At 36.9% G+C, this 18,969-nt stretch carries 19 protein-coding genes; 5 read left to right on the top strand and 14 right to left on the bottom strand.

The genetic code is table 11. The features are described from left to right. Positions 1-4: 4 nt before the first annotated feature. Genes DR017_RS13560 through ffh form a run of 4 tightly spaced genes read right to left on the bottom strand, consistent with a single transcriptional unit; the run spans position 5 to position 3,067 of the window. Complete coding sequence (locus DR017_RS13560; RefSeq protein WP_002678827.1) at positions 5-331, bottom strand: YtxH domain-containing protein; 327 nt, start codon at positions 329-331, stop codon at positions 5-7. A gap of 35 nt (positions 332-366) precedes the next feature. Further along, entirely contained in the window at positions 367-1,245 is an 879-nt protein-coding gene (gene folD / locus DR017_RS13555; RefSeq protein ID WP_002678646.1) for a bifunctional methylenetetrahydrofolate dehydrogenase/methenyltetrahydrofolate cyclohydrolase FolD, read from the bottom strand. 21 nt (positions 1,246-1,266) lie between these two features. Next, on the bottom strand, positions 1,267-1,722 hold the full coding sequence (locus tag DR017_RS13550) for a DUF2750 domain-containing protein (protein ID WP_002678876.1): 456 nt from the start codon (positions 1,720-1,722) through the stop codon (positions 1,267-1,269). Positions 1,723-1,738: 16 nt separating this feature from the next. Further along, complete coding sequence (gene ffh / locus DR017_RS13545) at positions 1,739-3,067, bottom strand: signal recognition particle protein (protein WP_002678661.1); 1,329 nt, start codon at positions 3,065-3,067, stop codon at positions 1,739-1,741. A gap of 136 nt (positions 3,068-3,203) precedes the next feature. Between ffh and DR017_RS13540 the strand changes: the two genes are divergently transcribed. Further along, positions 3,204-3,500, top strand: coding sequence for a thioredoxin family protein (locus DR017_RS13540; RefSeq protein ID WP_002678676.1), 297 nt, complete (start codon positions 3,204-3,206; stop codon positions 3,498-3,500). Between the two features lie 90 nt (positions 3,501-3,590). Here DR017_RS13540 and DR017_RS13535 read toward each other — a convergent pair whose 3' ends face one another. The 8 genes from DR017_RS13535 to DR017_RS13500 form a co-directional block, all read right to left on the bottom strand. Next, positions 3,591-4,643 carry a DUF3810 domain-containing protein gene (locus DR017_RS13535; RefSeq protein ID WP_002678821.1) on the bottom strand — a complete coding sequence of 351 codons (1,053 nt, stop codon included), beginning with the start codon at positions 4,641-4,643 and terminating at the stop codon, positions 3,591-3,593. 2 nt (positions 4,644-4,645) lie between these two features. Then, positions 4,646-5,251, bottom strand: a complete 606-nt coding sequence (locus DR017_RS13530; RefSeq protein ID WP_172458412.1) for a DUF2911 domain-containing protein — start codon at positions 5,249-5,251, stop codon at positions 4,646-4,648. Position 5,252: 1 nt separating this feature from the next. Continuing rightward, positions 5,253-5,975 (bottom strand): type IX secretion/gliding motility protein PorT/SprT, encoded by a 723-nt coding sequence (porT, locus tag DR017_RS13525; RefSeq protein WP_002678824.1) that lies wholly within the window; start codon positions 5,973-5,975, stop codon positions 5,253-5,255. Between the two features lie 16 nt (positions 5,976-5,991). Further along, positions 5,992-6,726: a bifunctional demethylmenaquinone methyltransferase/2-methoxy-6-polyprenyl-1,4-benzoquinol methylase UbiE gene (gene ubiE / locus DR017_RS13520; protein WP_002678659.1), complete on the bottom strand. Its 735-nt coding sequence runs from the start codon at positions 6,724-6,726 to the stop codon at positions 5,992-5,994. A 211-nt stretch (positions 6,727-6,937) separates the two neighbouring features. After that, complete coding sequence (locus DR017_RS13515; RefSeq protein ID WP_002678832.1) at positions 6,938-7,171, bottom strand: hypothetical protein; 234 nt, start codon at positions 7,169-7,171, stop codon at positions 6,938-6,940. Positions 7,172-7,195: 24 nt separating this feature from the next. After that, positions 7,196-8,011 carry a 5'-nucleotidase, lipoprotein e(P4) family gene (locus tag DR017_RS13510; RefSeq protein ID WP_002678637.1) on the bottom strand — a complete coding sequence of 272 codons (816 nt, stop codon included), beginning with the start codon at positions 8,009-8,011 and terminating at the stop codon, positions 7,196-7,198. 22 nt (positions 8,012-8,033) lie between these two features. After that, on the bottom strand, positions 8,034-8,996 hold the full coding sequence (locus DR017_RS13505; protein WP_002678833.1) for a 2-hydroxyacid dehydrogenase: 963 nt from the start codon (positions 8,994-8,996) through the stop codon (positions 8,034-8,036). A 31-nt stretch (positions 8,997-9,027) separates the two neighbouring features. Beyond that, positions 9,028-9,753, bottom strand: a complete 726-nt coding sequence (locus tag DR017_RS13500; RefSeq protein WP_002678789.1) for a YqjF family protein — start codon at positions 9,751-9,753, stop codon at positions 9,028-9,030. A 157-nt stretch (positions 9,754-9,910) separates the two neighbouring features. Here DR017_RS13500 and DR017_RS13495 point away from each other — a divergent pair, with 157 nt between their 5' ends. Next, positions 9,911-11,029 (top strand): formimidoylglutamase, encoded by a 1,119-nt coding sequence (locus tag DR017_RS13495; protein ID WP_002678679.1) that lies wholly within the window; start codon positions 9,911-9,913, stop codon positions 11,027-11,029. On the opposite strand, the gene DR017_RS13490 is transcribed toward DR017_RS13495, so the two are convergent. Then, positions 11,030-12,892 carry an ABC-F family ATP-binding cassette domain-containing protein gene (locus tag DR017_RS13490; protein ID WP_002678711.1) on the bottom strand — a complete coding sequence of 621 codons (1,863 nt, stop codon included), beginning with the start codon at positions 12,890-12,892 and terminating at the stop codon, positions 11,030-11,032. Positions 12,893-13,007: 115 nt separating this feature from the next. On the opposite strand from DR017_RS13490, the gene DR017_RS13485 reads away from it, so the two are divergent. From DR017_RS13485 to DR017_RS13475, 3 genes are read left to right on the top strand one after another with little or no spacing between them, the layout of a single operon-like run. Then, a complete protein-coding gene (locus DR017_RS13485; protein ID WP_002678682.1) occupies positions 13,008-13,673 on the top strand; it encodes a MarC family protein in 666 nt (221 codons plus the stop codon). 5 nt (positions 13,674-13,678) lie between these two features. Next, on the top strand, positions 13,679-14,470 hold the full coding sequence (gene kdsA / locus DR017_RS13480) for a 3-deoxy-8-phosphooctulonate synthase (RefSeq protein WP_002678840.1): 792 nt from the start codon (positions 13,679-13,681) through the stop codon (positions 14,468-14,470). Continuing rightward, positions 14,470-15,879: a CCA tRNA nucleotidyltransferase gene (locus DR017_RS13475; protein ID WP_002678784.1), complete on the top strand. Its 1,410-nt coding sequence runs from the start codon at positions 14,470-14,472 to the stop codon at positions 15,877-15,879. Before kdsA ends, DR017_RS13475 begins: the two co-directional genes overlap by 1 nt. Before the next feature lie 59 nt (positions 15,880-15,938). Here DR017_RS13475 and secDF read toward each other — a convergent pair whose 3' ends face one another. Continuing rightward, positions 15,939-18,932 (bottom strand): protein translocase subunit SecDF, encoded by a 2,994-nt coding sequence (gene secDF, locus DR017_RS13470; RefSeq protein ID WP_002678640.1) that lies wholly within the window; start codon positions 18,930-18,932, stop codon positions 15,939-15,941. Between the last annotated feature and the right edge of the window lie 37 nt (positions 18,933-18,969).

The following is an 18,969-nucleotide window of genomic DNA, read 5'->3' as shown; positions in this document are numbered from 1 at the left end:
GTGTTTATTTCTGTAGTTTAGCGTTAGCTTCTTTTAAAGCAGCTAATTTTTTTTCTAAGAAAGTAATCACATCTTCAGCTTTGTAGCTTGATTTAGAAAGTAAAGATTCTACTTTATCTTCTAAAGAACCTTTAAACTCAGCTGATTTTTCTTTTACACTATCGGTTAAACGTTCAAGTTGTTCTTTTAGTTTATCAGCTTTATCACTCACAGAGTCTTTAATTTTTTCGCGAGTGTTTTTTCCTTTGTCGGGAGCGAAAAGAATGCCTAATCCTACTCCAATGGCAGTACCTGCTGCCAAACCTAATAATACATTTGCTGTTTTTGCCATAATATTCTAAATTTAAATGTTTATTCTTTAAAGTATCAATTTCTATACCATTTGTAAGCTAATAGTGTGTTTTTCAGTAGCATTGCTATAGTCATAGGTCCTACACCACCAGGAACAGGAGTAATGTAGCTCGCTTTTTCTTTTACTTCATTGAAAGCTACATCGCCTACTATACGGTATCCTTTAGGGATGCTATCGTCTTTTAGGCGTGTAATTCCTACATCTATTACAGTTACGCCTTCTTTTACCATATCGCCTTTTAGAAATTCTGGAATACCCAATGCCATCACCACAATATCGGCTTGACGGGTGAGGTCAGCGAGGTTAGAGGTATGACTGTGGGTGAGGGTAACTGTTGCATTGCCTTGGGCTCCTTTTTGGCTAAGTAATATACTAATAGGACGACCTACAATGTGTGAACGCCCTACTACTACTACGTGTTTGCCTTGGGTAGGCACTTTGTAGCGTTTTAGCAATTCCATAATACCAAAGGGAGTAGCAGGAATGAAAGCCTCCATATCCAATGCCATTCTGCCGAAGTTAGCAGGATGAAAACCATCTACATCTTTTGTAGGGTCGATGGCTAAAAGTATTTTCTGCTCATTGATGTGTTTAGGCAGAGGTAATTGCACAATATAACCATCGATTTCAGGATTGGCATTTAGCTTTGCAATTTCTTGTAGTAATTTTTCTTCACTAATATCAGCGGGAAGTTTTACCAAAGTAGAAGCAAAACCCACTTGCTCACAAGCCTTTACTTTACTACCTACATAAGTGAGGCTTGCACCATCGTCGCCTACTAATACAGCTGCTAAATGAGGTACTTTTTTACCTTGGTTTTTAAGTTGTTTTACCTCTTCAGCGATTTCTTGTTTAAGAGCTTCAGAAGTTTTTTTTCCATCTAAAATAGTCATTAAGAGTTCTGTTTTTATAGGTTAGAGAGCTTCTTCATCAGTGATATCGAGCTCTATTTGATTTAAGAGTTGTTTTACTTGGGCTAATGATTCGAATGAGTCGCTAAAAGTAACGGCTGTTTTGGTTCTTTCGATTTCGTATACCAATGCTTTTACTAAATCAACAGGTACAAGTTCCTCTCCTCCTGATAAATCGGCATTAAAACCAATACCAATAGCCATTGTTTCTACTTGCATTCCAAAGCAAATTTCGATAAACTCTTCTAAAGTAGCAGATTTTACGATTCCTTTAGCCCATTCGTCGGCTTTACAAGCGGCAGCTTGTTTTTCATCTTCCCAAAAGAGAGCTACAGGAATAGCCTCTTTGCTTTCTTCAATATAGAAAGCTTGTGAGCCACACATTGCAAAGGATTCGTCTACCTCTAAGTAGAACACTTTTTTATTCTTTACTACGGTTTCAATGAATTTCTTTAACATATTTGTATTAATTTATTTATCTCATACCTTGCATCATCTGCATCATTTTTCTACCGCCGCCGCCTTGCATCATTTTCATCATTTTACTCATTTGCTCAAATTGTTTCATCAGTTGGTTTACTTCTTGAATATCACGACCACTACCTTTAGCAATGCGTTTTTTGCGGCTTAAATCTATAATAGCAGGAGTACTACGCTCTTTTGGAGTCATTGAGTGTATAATAGCTTCGATGTGTTTGAAGGCATCGTCTTTGATATCGAGGTCTTTTACAGCTTTACCAACGCCAGGGAGCATACCGAGGAGGTCTTTCATACTACCCATACGTTTGATTTGTTGAATTTGTTCGAGGAAGTCGTCGAAGCCAAATTGGTTTTTAGCAATTTTCTTTTGCAATTTGCGTGCTTGTTCCTCATCAAACTGTTCTTGAGCACGTTCTACTAATGATACAACGTCCCCCATTCCGAGGATACGGTCAGCCATACGTTCAGGATAGAACACATCAATAGCGTCCATTTTTTCACCTGTACCTACAAATTTGATAGGTTTATTTACTACTGATTTGATAGTAATCGCTGCCCCACCGCGGGTGTCACCATCGAGTTTGGTGAGGATAACCCCATCGAAGTTGAGTACATCGTTGAATGCTTTGGCGGTATTCACGGCGTCTTGTCCCGTCATTGCATCAACTACAAAAAGGGTTTCTTGTGGGTTGAGAGCTTTGTGAATATTAGATATTTCGGTCATCATTTGCTCATCAACGGCTAATCGACCAGCGGTATCTACTATCACTACATTTAAGTGGTTTTCTTTAGCGTACTGCACCCCTTTTTGAGCAATATCTACGGGGTTGCTGTTGCCTTTATCGGAGAATACGGGTACCCCTACTTGTTCACCAACGATATGTAATTGGTCAATCGCAGCAGGACGATAGACATCGCAAGCAACGAGCAAAGGTTTTTTATTTTTCTTGTTTTTGAGGTAGTTAGCTAATTTTCCTGAGAAAGTAGTTTTACCAGAACCTTGTAATCCTGACATTAGGATAATAGTAGGGTTCCCTGATAGGTTTATACCTGCAGCATCGCCTCCCATTAGCTGGGTGAGTTCGTCTTTTACGATTTTCACCATTAGCTGACCAGGTTGTAAGGAGGTGAGTACCTGCTGACCTAAGGCTTTTTCTTTTACATTGTTAGTGAAATCTTTGGCTATCTTATAATTTACATCCGCATCTAATAAAGCACGACGTACTTCTTTTAGCGTTTCAGCTACATTTATTTCAGTAATTTTTCCATGTCCCTTTAGATTATGTAGGGCTTTCTCTAATTTATCACTTAAATTATCAAACATTTTTTTCTGGTTTAAAAACTTGGGCAAAGGTAGAAAAAAAAGTGGAAACTAAAAAGTATAGAGATAAAAAATAAATAAAATGTGTTTGTAATTCAAAAAAACTTTGTACTTTTGTCGCATTATTAAACACAGAATTATGAAGAAATTTGGTGATGTCATCAATGTAAATACCCCAGTACTCCTTTGTTTCTACTCAGAAGGTATAGAGGTTTCACTACATATGAACGCAGTGTTACGCGAAGTGGCTTCGGTACTTAGAGAGCGTGTAAAGGTAGTGAAAATAGATGTAAACAAGAATGCTGAATTGAGCAAGGCATTGAAGATAAGTGCTTTGCCAACAGTTATTATTTTCAATAAACTAAGCCTTATTTGGCGCGCTGAGGGCTTCCAAGATAGTGAAATATTACTAATGGAGCTCAATAAATTTCTTTAATAATATTGAATATAAAAAAACGACTTTGCTAAAGTTCTAGACTTTAGCAAAGTTTCTATTGTCTTGCTAATACCTAAACTCTAATTCTTCTTAATGGTTATAATGTGGTATTAGTAATCCTATTACTAAATCATAACTATTGATACCTTGTTTTTGTTTGTTTGCTTTTAAGAATGCATCATAGCTGGCTTTGAAAACAGGTTCAGCTTTGTTTTCATATTGTTTCCAAAACAAACGTACTTCTTTATAATTTTCAAAAATTCCTTTGTGTACTTGTGAGTGAAGAGCTTCATACTCGGCGGGGGCTACTACAGCTACTTCGTTTAGGAAATAACGGAGAGCAAATAGTTCAGCACTATAATCAAAATAAGGATTTTTTGTTTTTTTTGCAGCTAAATAACCTAAGTAATTAGCTTCTTCTTCAGCAGCATATCCCATTTGGTGAGCTATTTCGTGACAAGCAGTAATAGGAGTACTATAGCCTATCATCTTTCCATTCACTTGTGCTTCATTAGTAAATGGATTTAAATATCCACTATATCCCGTATAGGTGAGCAAAGTACTATAAATAGAAGGTTTTACACTTTTTATGGCTTTAAAATCACTAATACCTTGTATTGTTAGTGGGTAGCCTTCAGTAGCAATGCGGTATATTTCCTTTTGAGAAAGCCAAAAATCTACTTTGGTACTATCATTAGGAGCTAATCGTGAATGGAGAGCATTGGCTCTGTTTATACATATTTGGGTAGCTTTAAGTAGTTGTTCCTCGCTATATTGTTTAGAAATTTTTAATGAGTCCTCCAAAGGTATTCTAAAATAGTTGAAGCCCCATAAAAAGAAAAAAGCAAAGACTATACGCACACTTTTAGAGAATATTTTATCTAAGGTATTTAGAGGTTCTGTCCATAGTTTCTTGAAGTGTTTTACCACTGTTATAACTAAACCAATAATAACCAAAGTGTACAAAATATCACCGATAGAGAAAGGTATCCACCCCAATAGAAAGTGAAGCACTTTAGCTATATACGGGTAGATACCTTTACTGTAGATATGTTCAGTAACAGAGGGGAAGCTGCGAAAAATGAGCCAGATTGCTATGTAAATAGCTAATATACCATATTTTCGCACTTGTTTTCTTTCCATTACTAATTATCTTTACCTTCTAAATCTCTCTCAAATTGTTTTACTTCTTTGAGTTGTTCAATAATTTTATCAATAATTTCTTTCTTATCTATCTCAATAGGGATTTCTACTTTGGTGTATTCCCAACGGATGATGAGGTTCAGTTTTTCATTAGAAAGACTCTCAAAAGAAAATTCTAAGGACTCTTGTAAATCTTTAGTTTGTATTACAGGAACTGTAAACTCTATAGCGTTTTCATTAGGGTCATAACTATAAGCACCCCAAGCATCAGCATCGTAGTTCAGTACTATTTTCCATTGGTGTTGTTCGGGAGTTATGAAAATGGCATAATCTCCTTTTTTTACTGGTTTACCACCTACTTTAACAGGTTGTAAAAAGCTGATACTCGTAGCTTGATTAGCTCCTGCACGCCATACTTTTCCGTAAGGAACCAATTCACCGAAAATCTTTCTACCTCGCACACTAGGGCGACCATAGTCTACCGTTACTTGACTTACTGAAAATTGTTGAGTAATTACTTGTCGCGGACTCGCCATTGGGTAGCTAAAGTTCTGGGCATAAGAGATGCAACTTGCTAAAATACCTATAAGAAATACGATTTTTTTCATACTATTCAAAATTGAGATTTAACAAGAAACCACGTGTTTTGAGTCCGTTGATATTACCTGTCCATCTACTATTAGCGTCTTTATCGGGGATTAATTCGTTGTTTACAGAGAACAAAGCTCTGAGGGAAGGGGATACCCTAAAGTAATGAGTATAGATATCTAAACCTATCCCCATTTCATAGAAAAATACGTTTTTAGTAGCACGGAAAGTTTTTTCGGAGTTATCGATAGTAAGTTTGTCATTACTACTTAGGTTGAAAACTACAGAAGCTCCTGCTGTTACATAAGGTTTGAAGTTATACCAACGTTTTGCGCTGAATTTCAATAATAAAGGAATATAGATATAGGTAGATTGAGCATCACGTAGTGCATCTTTGCTATCAGCAAAACCAGGGAAGATAAGTACACGTTTGTTGTATACTAATCCTGGTTCTATACGCAAATCGAGGTACTTCATCAAGCGAGCAGAGCCAGTAAGCCCTACATTGAATCCCACTTTACGGTCGGTTTGGATTTCTCGCAAACTTGCATTTCTGTAGTTGAGATCTTTGTAATCGATTTTGAAATCGAAGGTATTAGCACCAAAGTAATAACCCCATTGGTAGCGTTTTTCATCAAAGTGTTCCAAGTTTACCATAGGTTCTTTGAATTGTGCATACAAATTGGCGAAACCTACACAAAGGAACAAAAATAAAAGGATTTTCTTAAAATTTATTTTACTCATTATTTATTAAAAAATTCTATTTATTAGCAATATAGATGGTGGCAACCCCTCCTAAGGTTTTAGGGTAATATTTAGTTTGTTGATAACCTACTTTATCTAATATTTGTTGGAATTTTTTTCCATAAGGGAAATGAATTGCCGAGTTAGATAGGTATCGGTAGGCTGAACGGTCTTTAGAAAAGAGTTTACCAATAAGAGGCATTATGTAATTGGTATAACAATAGTATCCTTGTTTGAAAGGGAATTTCTCGGGTATAGAAGTTTCTAAAACTACTAATCTTCCATTAGGTTTTAGCACTCTAAATATTTCAGAAAGCCCTTTTTCTAAATCCTCGAAATTGCGTACTCCAAAGCCAACAGTTACGGCATCAAAAGTTGCATCAGCAAAAGGTAATTCTTCGCTGTCACCTTGTACCAAGTTTATGCGGTTTGAAAGTTGTTTTTTAGCAATCTTTTCACGTCCTACCGCAAGCATTCCTTCAGAGATGTCTAACCCCGTAATTTTTACCTCAGGTATAGTTGTAAGCGCAATAGCTAAATCACCTGTACCTGTAGCGACATCTAATACTGTAGAAGGATTGATTTCAGCTACTTTTTGGACGACGAATTTACGCCATTTTACGTCTGACCCCCAAGAAATTACACGATTCAAACCATCATAAGTTTCCGAGATAGTATTGAACATTTGGGTTACTTGTTGTTTTTTTCCATCTGTTGATCCTTGGTAGGGCGTAACGGTATTTTCAGACATATATGCTTAATTTTTGGCAAAAATAGTAATTAATTATTAATTAGCAAGTAACAATGAGCAATTAAACTGATTTTTCTATTTTCTTCTCAGCTCCTAACTTGTAAATCTTACGTAGAAGAACAAGTATCTCGTTGGCTATTTCTTTTTCGATTGTATCTTTATTAGGCAAAAGTCCGAAAAATTTTGCCCGCCACTCATCATCTTTAGGTTGTTAACCTGCACCCAACATCTGAATACCGATATAAGAAGTAAAATCTTCTCTTAGTACTATCCTGAACATCAGTGATGTACCCATACCTTCGGAGTCAAAAAGCTGAGCTTGGTAGGTGGTCGTAGGAGCTTCTGTTAAAAGCTCAAAATACGAGTGTCCTTCCAACAATTTATTCACTTCATTTATATCAATAGAAGTTACTTCTCTTTTAGGAATGATAAACTCTTTTTCCACTATGTGTTACTTGTTAGGAGATCTTTATTTAAAAGCCTTTGTATTATTTTTGATAATTGCTTCTTTTTCAGCAGCAGGCATATTATATTTATGATTGTATGCAGCGCCTTCCCAATCGCCATAAGAGTAGTTAGGTAGTACTATGAAACGCTTTCCAAACTCTGTTTTATTGTTGTGGACTGCTTTAGAACGTTGTTGAGGAGTACCTCCATCAAAATCTTTAGAAAAATCGGAAAGGTTATCACCCATCAAGAGTACGATGTCGTAATCCTTGGCGATTTGCAATCGGCGATTTTCTTTACTTTTTTCGGCAGAACGCAAGATGAGGTGGCTATCAGAAGGTAAAGGGAAGTTGTATCTTTTTAGGTTTTTAGCAGTGCCTTCACGTTCTTTTTCAAGACGGTTAGTCACATAAAAAATAGCTACTCCTTTGCTATCAGCATATTTGAAAAATTCTAAAGCACCTGTTAGAGGTTTAGCTTCGCCCAATACAGTCCATTCTTCCCACGCTTTTTGTGAATAGCTAATCCCTTGTTTGGCACAATAGGCTTCAAAAGGAGAGTTGTCTAAAAAGGTTTCGTCTATATCGGTAACAATAGCCAAAGGTTTATCTCCTTTTTTAGCAAGAGCCTCATCTAATCGCAGTTGAGCAACATTGAAGGCTTGCAAGCATAAGGCTTCGTATTCGGCGGCATTTTGTTGGAAATAAGATGACCACAATTTGCCATTAGCAATTAGGGGACTTTCGCCAGAAGTAGTTTGTGTTGTAGTGGTGTTTTTGGTAGCGTTGCAACTAAGTAATAAAGCGGCTACCCCAATGAGTAAATAATTTTTTTTCATTTCTATTTAATTTGTCGATTTGTTAATTTTCAAATAAGCCAATTCGCCAAGCAAATTGGTCGATTATTTTGTCTACTATTATTTGTGCGAGTTTTTCTTTGCTTTCAAGTGTCCAGCCTGCGATGTGAGGGGTGAGAATCACATTATCAGCCTCTAATAGGTATTTAAAAGATTCAGGCATTTGACCATCGCTAAAGAAATCTTCAAAAGAAGCTTTTTCGTATTCTAATACATCTAAAGCAGCTCCCAACACTTTGCCATTTTGAAGAGCGTGCACCAAATCATCGGTAACAACACTCTTGCCACGAGCAGTATTTAGGAACCAGAAACTTTTGGCAAAACTATTGATAAACGCTGCATTAATCATTTTTTCAGTTTGAGGAGTTTGAGGGGTGTGCAAGCTCACTATATCGGCTTGACGGAAAAAATCTACCAAAGTTACTTGCTTAGCATTCTCATCGCCTTTATCGGGAAGAATGTCGTAACAAATTACATTGCAGTCGAAACCTCGTAATTTTTTAGCAAAACTCTTACCCATATTGCCATAGCCTATGATACCAACAGTCTTCCCATCGAGTTCCCAACCACGGTTTTCCTCACGCAACCATTTACCATTTTTAATTTCGTTGTTAGCTTTTTTAAACTTGTTCAAAAGAGCTAAAAGCATACCAAGAGCGTGTTCTCCTACAGCATTGCGGTTGCCTTCAGGAGCTGCAATGAGAGTAATTCCTTTGCTTTCAGCATAATTACAATCTATATTTTCAAGACCAGCACCTACTCTGCCTATGAATTTTAATCGAGTAGCCTTGTCTAAAAAAGTTTTATCTATAGGAAAACGACTGCGGATGATAATCCCATCGTAATCAGCGATTTTGGCTTCTATAGTTTCTTTAGAGCTGGTGTAATCTTCATAGTTTTCAAAACCTTGTGCTGAGAGTTGGGAAAGCATCAAGGGGTGATTTTTATCTATATGTAATATTTTCATTTTTTTTTATTGAATATTAGCTAATGCAATGTTATAAAATTTTTTCTCGTTTCCAAGATACAACAGGGAGTTCTCTTGAATAATGGACAGCTACTAAATCATTAGATGAAAGTTCTATAGCTCCTAACTGATAGACCATATCCACATTGTAAAGTTTTACAGAGTTCAGTTGCCATTCTCTATGATGAATTTGATAGCGGTAGAGGTTATTATTATGCTTTAAGTATAAACAATAACGCTCAGTAAGCCACAAGTCAAAAGGAGTTTTGTCTTCTATACGTGAGGAGATATTAAAACCTACATCTAAATGGAAATTCTTTTGAGAATTAGCATTTGTATAGCCTCTATTAGTGCGTTTGATTATTGATTTCTCGTAAGGAAGCCCCGATAAAGTACGTGCTACCCAAGCTGAAAAAGCTTTTTCAGCTTCTATATTCAAGAAATATACGCCTGTTTTATCTCCTTTCTTCACGTATGTACGTACATTTATCTCATAAAAATTTGAGAGAAAACCTACTGCAGGCAAATGTATAGGATGTATCTGTTCCATACGAAAACAAACTACTGATACATAGGTTTTTCCTTGAAAGGTATCAAGTTCTATCTCTGCAGGAACTAATTCTCGTAAGTTTTTTTCATCTACTCTAAAATGCAGGAATAGAGCATCATTCCACTCTTGATAATAAGCGAGGTTACCTTTAGGAATCTCCCAAGGACGGTGTGATACATCGTTGAGTATAGTTGTGATATCATTCATAACTAAATGTCTAAAACCTAATAATCGTCTTATTTGTTCGGCAAAAGTACAAAATAATTATAAACTACAAGTGAGAAAATACAAATAATTTACTAATTCACAAATTTGCTAATTTGCTAATTATCTCCTACCTTTGCCGTCTAATAATAAAAAAATTATGTCATTATCCTATTTACAACCTATAGATGAGTCTTTTACCTTAGATGACTACAAACCACAACAAGTAGGTTTTCAACTTCAAAAACACCTTCCATCTTTAGGATTGCCAGATCTTACAGATATAAAAATAGCATTCTTTTGTATAGAAACGATGGGGCAGTCGTTTTACCGTTTTCGCCAGCATTTGTATTCACTTTTTATGGGCAATTGGAATTTTGGTATTGCAGATTTAGGAAACTTGCCCTTAGGAGCTACAGAAGAAGATACACATTTTGCTATCAAAGAGATTGTAGCTGATTTGATTAAAGAAGGGGTCATTCCTATAGTGTTAGGAGGTTCACAAGATTTTACCTATTCACTCTATCGCGCTTTTGATAGCCTTGAACAAATGGTAAATCTTGTGTGTGTGGATTCTAAATTTGATTTTGGCAATACAGAAGAGTTGTTTGTAGAGAGTTCGTATATGAGTAAACTCATTTCAGAACCGCCTGTAAATCTATTAGATTTTACAAATTTAGGTTATCAATCGTATTATGTAGCCCAAGAGGAGTTAGATTTGCTTGAGAAAATGTGTTTTGAGGTACATCGTTTAGGTAATATAGTGAATGATTTGAAGATTATAGAGCCAGCTATGCGCGATGCTGATATAGTGAGTGTGGATATGACTTCAGTACAAGCAAAGGATATGATGGCTGTGGGTAATGTAAACGGATTTAATAGCAGAGAAATATGTGCTATTGCGCGTTATGCAGGTATTAGTAGTAATGTGCAAGTAGCAGGTATTTTTGATATTCCCAATACCGATTTGGCAGCCCAATTACTCGCAGAAATAGTTTGGTATTTTTATGAAGGTTTTACTTTCCGCATTAAGGAATTGCCAGTAATCAACGATGAGAATTACACTAAATATATTGTACCCATAGACGATATACAAATAGAGTTTTTCAAAAGTACCCAAACTGAACGTTGGTGGATGAAACCAGGAGGCGATAAATATTCTTCTCCTCAAAATCACGTGCCTTCAGGGCTTGTGCCTTGTTTACCACAAGATTATGAAGAAGCTATTCGCGGTATTGTTCCTGATCGTTGGTGGCGTACTTATCGCAAATCGGTTTAATTATTGTTCTAATTTTTCAGTTAATTCAAACCAACGTTCTGTTTTTTCCTCTATAGCAGTAAGCGTTTGCTGTAGGGCAATTGATTGGTTTTGTATTTCATCATTGCTAAGTGTTCCTTCACTAAAAGCTGCTTCAATACTTGCTTTTTGCTCTTCTAATTGGGCAATTTCTTTTTCTAAACGGTTGTATTCTTTCTGTTCATTAAATGATAAACCTTTCATTCCGTCCTTACGCCAAGTATTTTTAGTAGTTTCTTTTTTAGGAGATTCATCTACCGGTGGAGTACTCTCTTCATATACACGATAATCAGTGTAATTACCAGGAAAATCTTCTACTTCGCCATTGCCTCTGAAAACAAAAAGGTGATCTACAATTTTATCCATAAAATAGCGGTCGTGAGAGACTACTACCAAGCAACCAGGGTAGTCTAACAAAAAGTCTTCTAAGACATTTAGGGTAACAATGTCGAGGTCGTTTGTAGGCTCGTCGAGGATTAGAAAATTAGGATTTTGTATAAGCACAGTGCAGAGATATAAGCGTTTGAGCTCACCTCCGCTGAGTTTTTCGACATAATCATACTGTTTTTTACGGTCGAAGAGAAAGCGCTCTAAGAGTTGTCCTGCCGAGAGGGTACGCCCTTTGAGCAAAGGGATATAGTCGCCGTATTTTTGTATTACCTCTATTACTTTTTGCCCTTGTAATACCTCTATACCCTCCTGAGTATAGTAGCCAAATTTGATAGTATCACCTACTACTATTTTACCACTATCGGGGGTGATCGTTCCTGTAAGAAGGTTTAAGAATGTAGACTTTCCAGTGCCGTTTTTGCCTATAATGCCTACTCGTTCTCCTCGTAAGAAATTGTAGCTGAACTTATCAAGTATGCAAAGCTCATCGAAAGCCTTGCACACGTTATGAAATTCTACAGTCTTGCTTCCCAAGCGTTCCATATTGATTTCCAATTGCACGGAATGCTCTTTGCGTCTTTTGTGAGCAGCTTCTTTAATTTTATAGAAGTCGTCTATGCGCGATTTAGATTTGGTAGTACGCGCTTTGGGCTGACGGCGCATCCAGTCGAGTTCTTTTACATATAGGTTTTTAGCTTTCTCTACAGAGGCTTGTTCTTGTGCAAGTCGTTGTTCTTTCTTCTCTAAGAAATAGGAATAGTTTCCTTTATAACTGAAGAGTTCGCCGTTATCTAATTCTAATATTTCGTTGCAGACATGTTCTAAGAAATAACGGTCGTGAGTAACGATGAAAAGGGTAAGGTTCTCTTTAGCGAAATACTGTTCGAGCCATTCTATCATCTCTAAATCAAGATGGTTAGTAGGTTCATCTAATATCAATAAATCGGGTTTACTGATGAGTACATTGGCTAAGGCAAGGCGCTTTTTTTGTCCGCCAGAGAGGCTTTTTACTTTCAGCTGAAGATTATCTAATTTAAGACGCGAGAGGATTTGTTTGTATTGTGTTTCAAAATCCCACGCGTTATGGCGTTCCATTTGTTCAAATGCTTTTTGGTAAGCATCTTCATTTTCGGGGTACTGCAAGGCGTGTTCATATTCTTGGATAAGGCGCAAAATAGGATTATCAGTAGCAAAAATAGCTTCTTCTACTGTTAATTCTTCATCAAAATAAGGGTTTTGTGATAGAAAACCAATGTGTATCCCTTTGCGGAATACTACTTGACCACTATCGGGGAGATCTTTCCCAGCGATAATGTTGAGAAGAGTAGTTTTTCCAGTGCCATTTTTGGCTATAAAGGCTATTTTTTGGTCTTTATTGATGCCAAAAGAGATGTTTTCAAGAATTATGCGTTCGCCAAAGGCTTTAGATATGTTTTCTACAGATAGTAAGTTCATTTTAGAAATTAAGAGGTGAGAGTGGGGGCAAAAGTAACAATAATTTATTAAATAGCCAATTGTCAATTTGTTAATTTGCTAATTAATTTGTACTTTTGCGCAAATTTTTTAAGTTATGAATTTTGATATAAAGGAGATTATCTCCGCTACTATGGTACTCTTTGCGGTGGTAGATATCATTGGGAGTGTGCCAATTATTATCAATCTACGCAAAAAAGCGGGACGTATACAATCTGAGAAAACAGCTATTGTTGCGGGAGGCTTGTTGGTAGTGTTTCTATTTCTTGGTAAGCAATTACTAAACTTATTCGGAGTAACCGTTGAAGCTTTTGCTGTAGCTGGAGCGTTTATTCTTTTTTTTCTTGCCTTAGAGATGATATTAGGCATTACCCTTTACAAAGGAACAACCCCCGAAAGTGCCTCTATTGTGCCATTAGCATTTCCTATGGTAGCAGGAGCGGGTGCACTGACAACAGTGCTTTCACTCAGAGCAAAATTCTATGTAGAGAATATTATTGTAGCGATAATTATCAATATGATTATCGTTTATATAGTACTTAAATCGTCGGAACGAATAGAAAAATTCTTAGGCAAGCAAGGTATTACTGTACTTCACAACCTTTTTGGGGTTATTCTTTTAGCTATTGCTGTAAACCTCTTTACAGCTAATATCAAAGAGATGTTCTTTTCAAAACATACAGCTCCAGTTGAGGAAAAACTCAACTTGCCTAAAATTCCCACTAATGATGACAAAACATTTTTCTTAACCCCTAACACCTAAATAAAATGTTAAATAAAGCAGATAATTTTTTTCTCTTAGCAGGACCTTGTGCCATAGAAGGAGAAGATATGGCGATGAAAATCGCTGAACGTATAGTGAATATCACTCAAAAACTAAATATTCCTTATACTTTTAAGGGGAGTTTTAAGAAAGCCAATCGCAGTCGTGTAGATTCGTTCACAGGTATAGGCGATGAAAAAGCACTGAAAATACTCCAAAAAGTAGGGCAAACTTTTGGTGTGCCTACAGTTACTGATATTCATCAGGTAAGTGATGCAGTAATGGCAGCTGAGTATGTAGATGTACTGCAAATACCAGCTTTTTTGGTACGTCAAACCGATTTAGTGGTGGCAGCAGCTGAAACTGGTAAAGTAGTAAATCTAAAAAAAGGTCAGTTTATGAGCCCTGAAAGTATGCAATTTGCTGTCCAAAAGGTATTTGATAGTGGTAATAAAAAAGCTTTGATTACCGATCGTGGAACGATGTTTGGCTATCAGGATTTGATAGTAGATTTTAGAGGTATTCCTACAATGCGCCAATTTGCTCCTGTTGTGATGGATGTAACACATTCGTTACAACAACCTAACCAAACTACTGGGGTAACAGGAGGTCGCCCCGATATGATTGAAACCATTGCTCGTGCAGCCATAGTGAACAATGCTGATGGGCTATTTATTGAAACTCATTTTGACCCTGCTAATGCTAAAAGCGATGGGGCTAATATGCTACATCTTGACCTCCTTGAAGGACTTTTAACGCGTTTGGTTGCCATTCGCAAAACAATTAACGAATTTTAATGAACTATACTGAAGCACTCTCTAATCCTATATTTGAACTTATCAGTAATATTTCAGCTGAAATACCGCTTGAAAGTTACGTGATTGGAGGGTTTGTACGCGATTATTTACTAAAGAAAAAACTCCCTAAAGACATTGATATAGTGTCTATTGGTAGTGGTATTTCATTAGCTGAAAAAGTAGCTGAACAATTGCCTAATAATCCTAAGGTATCTATATTCAAAAACTTTGGTACAGCGATGATTAAAGCCGATGGATTAGATATAGAGTTTGTAGGAGCACGCCGTGAGAGTTATGAATCAAACTCTCGCAAACCTTATGTAGAGAGTGGCACACTGCAAGATGACCAAAACCGCCGTGATTTTACTATCAATGCAATGGCTTTTTCACTGAACAAAGATACTTTTGGTGACCTTATTGACCCTTTTGACGGCTTAGGAGACTTAGAACGGAAACTCATTCGTACGCCTTTAAATCCAGATATTACCTATTCAGATGATCCATTGCGTATGATGCGTGCAATAAGGTTTGCTACTCAGCTGAATTTTGAGATAGAAGAACAATCTCTAAAAGCTATTACTGATAATAAGGAACGATTGAAGATCATTTCTAATGAGCGTATTGTAGAAGAACTGAATAAAATATTAGCCTCACCTAAACCTTCTATAGGACTGAAATTGCTATATGAAACAGGTTTATTGCATTATATCCTTCCTGAACTTATTGCACTACAAGGAGTACAAGAACAAGACGGACAACGCCATAAAGATAATTTTTGGCATACTTTAGAAGTGGTAGATAATATTTCAGAACATACTGATAACTTATGGCTGCGATGGGCGGCATTATTGCACGACATAGGTAAAGCTCCTACTAAACGTTTTGACAAGAAGATTGGCTGGACATTTCACGGACACGAATTTGTGGGAAGCAAGATGGTGTATCACCTTTTTAAACGCTTGCGAATGCCACTGAATGATAAGATGAAATATGTACAAAAAATTGTGAAAATGAGTTCGCGCCCTATCATCATTGCAGAAGATATTGTAACCGATTCGGCAGTACGGCGTTTAGTGTTTGATGCTGGAGAGGAATTTGAAGATTTGATGACCCTCTGTGAAGCTGATATCACTACTAAAAATCCTAAAAAGTTTAAAAAATATCACGACAATTTTCAAATAGTACGTCAGAAAGTAGTGGAGGTAGAGGAAAAAGACCACATTAGAAATTTTCAACCACCAGTGAGTGGTGAAGAAATAATGAAAACCTTCAATTTACCTCCATCACGACCTGTAGGGGTACTAAAAGAAGCGATAAAAGAAGCGATTTTAGAAGGTAAAATCCCCAATGAGTACGAAGCTGCTAAAACTTTTATGATGGAGAAAGCAAAGAAGATGAAATTGATATAAAATTAAAAAGGCTGTCCGAAATAATTTGGACAGCCTTTTTTATATTTAGTAATTAGGTATTACTTTTTATGTTCTTCTTCTTTAGTGTGGTCAGCTTCATCTTTTACAGTATCGTAAATGAGAGGAGCTGCTACAAATATAGAAGAGTAAGTACCGATGAAAACCCCGATAATCATTGCGAACATAAAGCCACGTAAGGTTTCACCACCAAAGATGAAAATAGTAACGAGTACTGCTAAAGTAGTGAATGAGGTGTTCAAAGTACGGCTGAGGGTAGTATTGAGAGCGTGATTAATTTTTTCTCTTGACCAATGAGGCTCACGCATTACTTCCCTAATACGGTCGTAGATAATCACAGTATCGTTCAGTGAATAACCTACTACAGTAAGGATAGCTGCAATAAAGGCTTGGTCGATTTCCATATTGAATGGCATAATGCTATAAGTAAGCGAGTAGATACCGAGTACCATTAGCACGTCGTGTGCTGAAGATACAATCGCACCCATAGAGAACTGCCATTTGCGGAAACGGAATAAGATGTATAGACCAATTACGATAAGAGATCCAATAACAGACCAGAATGCACTGCTCTTGATATCTTCAGCAATAGTAGGTCCTACTTTCATAGATTGCATAATACCAATCTTATCAGTAGAGGTGGCTTTGGCAAAGCTATCAAATGATGTACCTTCAGGTAAGAATTTTTGTAATCCTTTGAACAAGAGTTGTTGTACTTCATTATCTACCTCAGTACTTTCTTCTTGTACTTTGTATTTGGTAGAGATTTTCACTTGGTTAGGAGCACCGAAAGTTTTTACTTCTACATTTCCTAAAGTAAGTTTGAGTGCATCAGCTATTTGAGTAGGGTTTACTTCGTGTTCAAAACGAATTTGGTAAGTTCTACCCCCCACAAAGTCAATGCCTTGGTCGAGACCACGAGTAAAGAGAGAGATGATACCTATTACTGATAAGATAATAGAAAAAGCATATCCTATTTTACGTTTACCAATAAAGTTAAGATTGATATTACTAAACCAATTTTTGGTAATAGGAGTGCTGAAAGTAAGGGAATGTTTTTTCTCAACGCTATAGTCGATAAACAAGCGAGTGATGAAGATAGCGGAGAACAAAGTAGTTGCAATACCAATAAGCAAAGTAGTAGCAAAACCTTGGATAGGACCACTACCAAAGAACAACAAGATAAGAGCAGTAAGTGCTGTAGTAATGTTAGAGTCTAAGATAGATGATAAGGCGTGTTTGAAACCATCGACTACTGCTTGGTTGATGTTTTTACCTTTGCGTAATTCCTCTTTAGACCGCTCGAATATCAGCACGTTCGAGTCGACTGCCATACCAATGGTAAGTACGATACCTGCAATACCAGGCAAGGTGAGTACTGCACCAATACTTGCCAATACTCCAAATATGAGGAGAATATTAAATACGAGAGCAAGATCGGCATAAACACCTGCACGACCATAATAGAATATCATCCAAGCAAAGATGAAGATAGTAGCGATAAGGAAAGAGTTCATACCACTATCAATGGCTTCTTGACCTAAAGAAGGTCCTACAATTTCAGATTGCACAATATCAGCACTTGCAGGTAATTTACCAGCACGAAGTACGTTAGCAAGGTCGACAGCTTCATTCAAAGTAAAATGTCCAGTAATTTCAGAACGACCTCCTGAAATAGCACCTGTAGTTACTCCTGGTGCTGAATAGACGATGTTATCGAGCACGATAGCGATATTGGTGTTTTGAGAGAAGGCTTTGCCTGTAAGAACTTCCCAAATACGTGCTCCTTTGCCATCCATTTGCATAGATACAGCAGGTTGGTTGCGCACGTCATAAGTTTGTTCAGCCTGAGTTACCACATTTCCTGTAAGAGGAGGAGTGTTATCGCGGTTACCTCTAAGGGCATAAAGTTCGATAAGAGAGGTTTTTTTATCAGGTTTACCCCAAGCAAAACGTACGTATTGTAATGAAGCAGGAATCAATCGTTTTGCTTCAGATGAGTTGAGATAGCTGTTTACTTGGGCAGTATCTTTCAAACTTACTGCAAAAAGAACAGGAGATTCATAGTTAGGAGCAGATTTGAACAAATCAAACAATGGATTTGCGCCATCTGTTTTTTGAGTTGGAACAGAATCCTTTTTTACATCAGTAAGTAGAGAATCGATAGCACTGCTACCAGATTGAGTAGCTGCAGCGAGAGTATCTTTTACTTTATCTGTATTTTTAGCAGTAGATTTAAGTTGCTCATTGAGGGCTTGTAAGTAAGGGAATACATCAGTGTTTTTATAAGTTTCCCAGAACTCAAGTTGAGCAGTACTTTGTAAAAGAGCTTGTACACGAGTGATATCTTTAGCACCTGGGAGTTCTACAAGGATACGACCAGAGTTTCCAAGGCGTTGGATGTTAGGTTGAGAAACGCCAAATTTATCAATACGTTTGCGCAATACTTCAAAAGCAGATACGATAGACTCATCTACACGTTTTCTGATGATAGGACGTACTTCACTATCACTCATTTGGAAGTTGATTTGGTCGCTGAGAGTTTTATTAGCGAACACATCAGGGGAGGCTAACTTACCACCATTTTTAGCGTAAGCCTCGAAGAACAAATCCAAGTAGGTTTTGTCAGTTTTACGGAGCTGTTCATCGGCTTCGGCTAATGATTTGTTGAAAATAGGGTCTTTAGAGTTGTCAGCAAGACCTTTTAAGATGTCTTTTACGGAGATTTGCAGAATTACATTGATACCGCCTTTAAGGTCGAGACCACGGTTTAATTCTTTTTCCTTCACTTCGGAGAGAGTGAATTTTGCAATTCCGAGGTTGTAGACCTCTTGTCCCATTTTATCGTCCAAATACTTAGCTTCTATAGCCTCGCGTTTAGCAATATAGTCAGCTTGAGTATTAGGCACTTTAGCCTCAGCAAAAGCTTTGGCTTCATCTTCTACTCTACCTGCCACATAGGTGAATGAAAGTTGATAAATACATATCAATCCAAACAATATGGCAAATAGTTTTACAAGTCCTTTGTTTTGCATTTTTTAATTGATAATTTACTTGTTTTACTTCTTCAAA

Origin of the sequence: Capnocytophaga sputigena (assembly GCF_900446695.1) — a bacterium.
Taxonomy (GTDB): Bacteria; Bacteroidota; Bacteroidia; order Flavobacteriales; family Flavobacteriaceae; genus Capnocytophaga; species Capnocytophaga sputigena.
Note: the sequence above shows the minus strand (reverse complement) of the source record. Positions and strands in the feature narration are given on the sequence as shown.

Coding starts and splice junctions, on each gene's coding strand:
- DR017_RS13560 (WP_002678827.1), bottom strand. CDS start 331: ATGGCAAAAACAGCAAATGTATTATTAGGTTTGGCAGCAGGTACTGCC.
- folD (WP_002678646.1), bottom strand. CDS start 1,245: ATGACTATTTTAGATGGAAAAAAAACTTCTGAAGCTCTTAAACAAGAA.
- DR017_RS13550 (WP_002678876.1), bottom strand. CDS start 1,722: ATGTTAAAGAAATTCATTGAAACCGTAGTAAAGAATAAAAAAGTGTTC.
- ffh (WP_002678661.1), bottom strand. CDS start 3,067: ATGTTTGATAATTTAAGTGATAAATTAGAGAAAGCCCTACATAATCTA.
- DR017_RS13540 (WP_002678676.1), top strand. CDS start 3,204: ATGAAGAAATTTGGTGATGTCATCAATGTAAATACCCCAGTACTCCTT.
- DR017_RS13535 (WP_002678821.1), bottom strand. CDS start 4,643: ATGGAAAGAAAACAAGTGCGAAAATATGGTATATTAGCTATTTACATA.
- DR017_RS13530 (WP_172458412.1), bottom strand. CDS start 5,251: ATGAAAAAAATCGTATTTCTTATAGGTATTTTAGCAAGTTGCATCTCT.
- porT (WP_002678824.1), bottom strand. CDS start 5,975: ATGAGTAAAATAAATTTTAAGAAAATCCTTTTATTTTTGTTCCTTTGT.
- ubiE (WP_002678659.1), bottom strand. CDS start 6,726: ATGTCTGAAAATACCGTTACGCCCTACCAAGGATCAACAGATGGAAAA.
- DR017_RS13510 (WP_002678637.1), bottom strand. CDS start 8,011: ATGAAAAAAAATTATTTACTCATTGGGGTAGCCGCTTTATTACTTAGT.
- DR017_RS13505 (WP_002678833.1), bottom strand. CDS start 8,996: ATGAAAATATTACATATAGATAAAAATCACCCCTTGATGCTTTCCCAA.
- DR017_RS13500 (WP_002678789.1), bottom strand. CDS start 9,753: ATGAATGATATCACAACTATACTCAACGATGTATCACACCGTCCTTGG.
- DR017_RS13495 (WP_002678679.1), top strand. CDS start 9,911: ATGTCATTATCCTATTTACAACCTATAGATGAGTCTTTTACCTTAGAT.
- DR017_RS13490 (WP_002678711.1), bottom strand. CDS start 12,892: ATGAACTTACTATCTGTAGAAAACATATCTAAAGCCTTTGGCGAACGC.
- DR017_RS13485 (WP_002678682.1), top strand. CDS start 13,008: ATGAATTTTGATATAAAGGAGATTATCTCCGCTACTATGGTACTCTTT.
- kdsA (WP_002678840.1), top strand. CDS start 13,679: ATGTTAAATAAAGCAGATAATTTTTTTCTCTTAGCAGGACCTTGTGCC.
- DR017_RS13475 (WP_002678784.1), top strand. CDS start 14,470: ATGAACTATACTGAAGCACTCTCTAATCCTATATTTGAACTTATCAGT.
- secDF (WP_002678640.1), bottom strand. CDS start 18,932: ATGCAAAACAAAGGACTTGTAAAACTATTTGCCATATTGTTTGGATTG.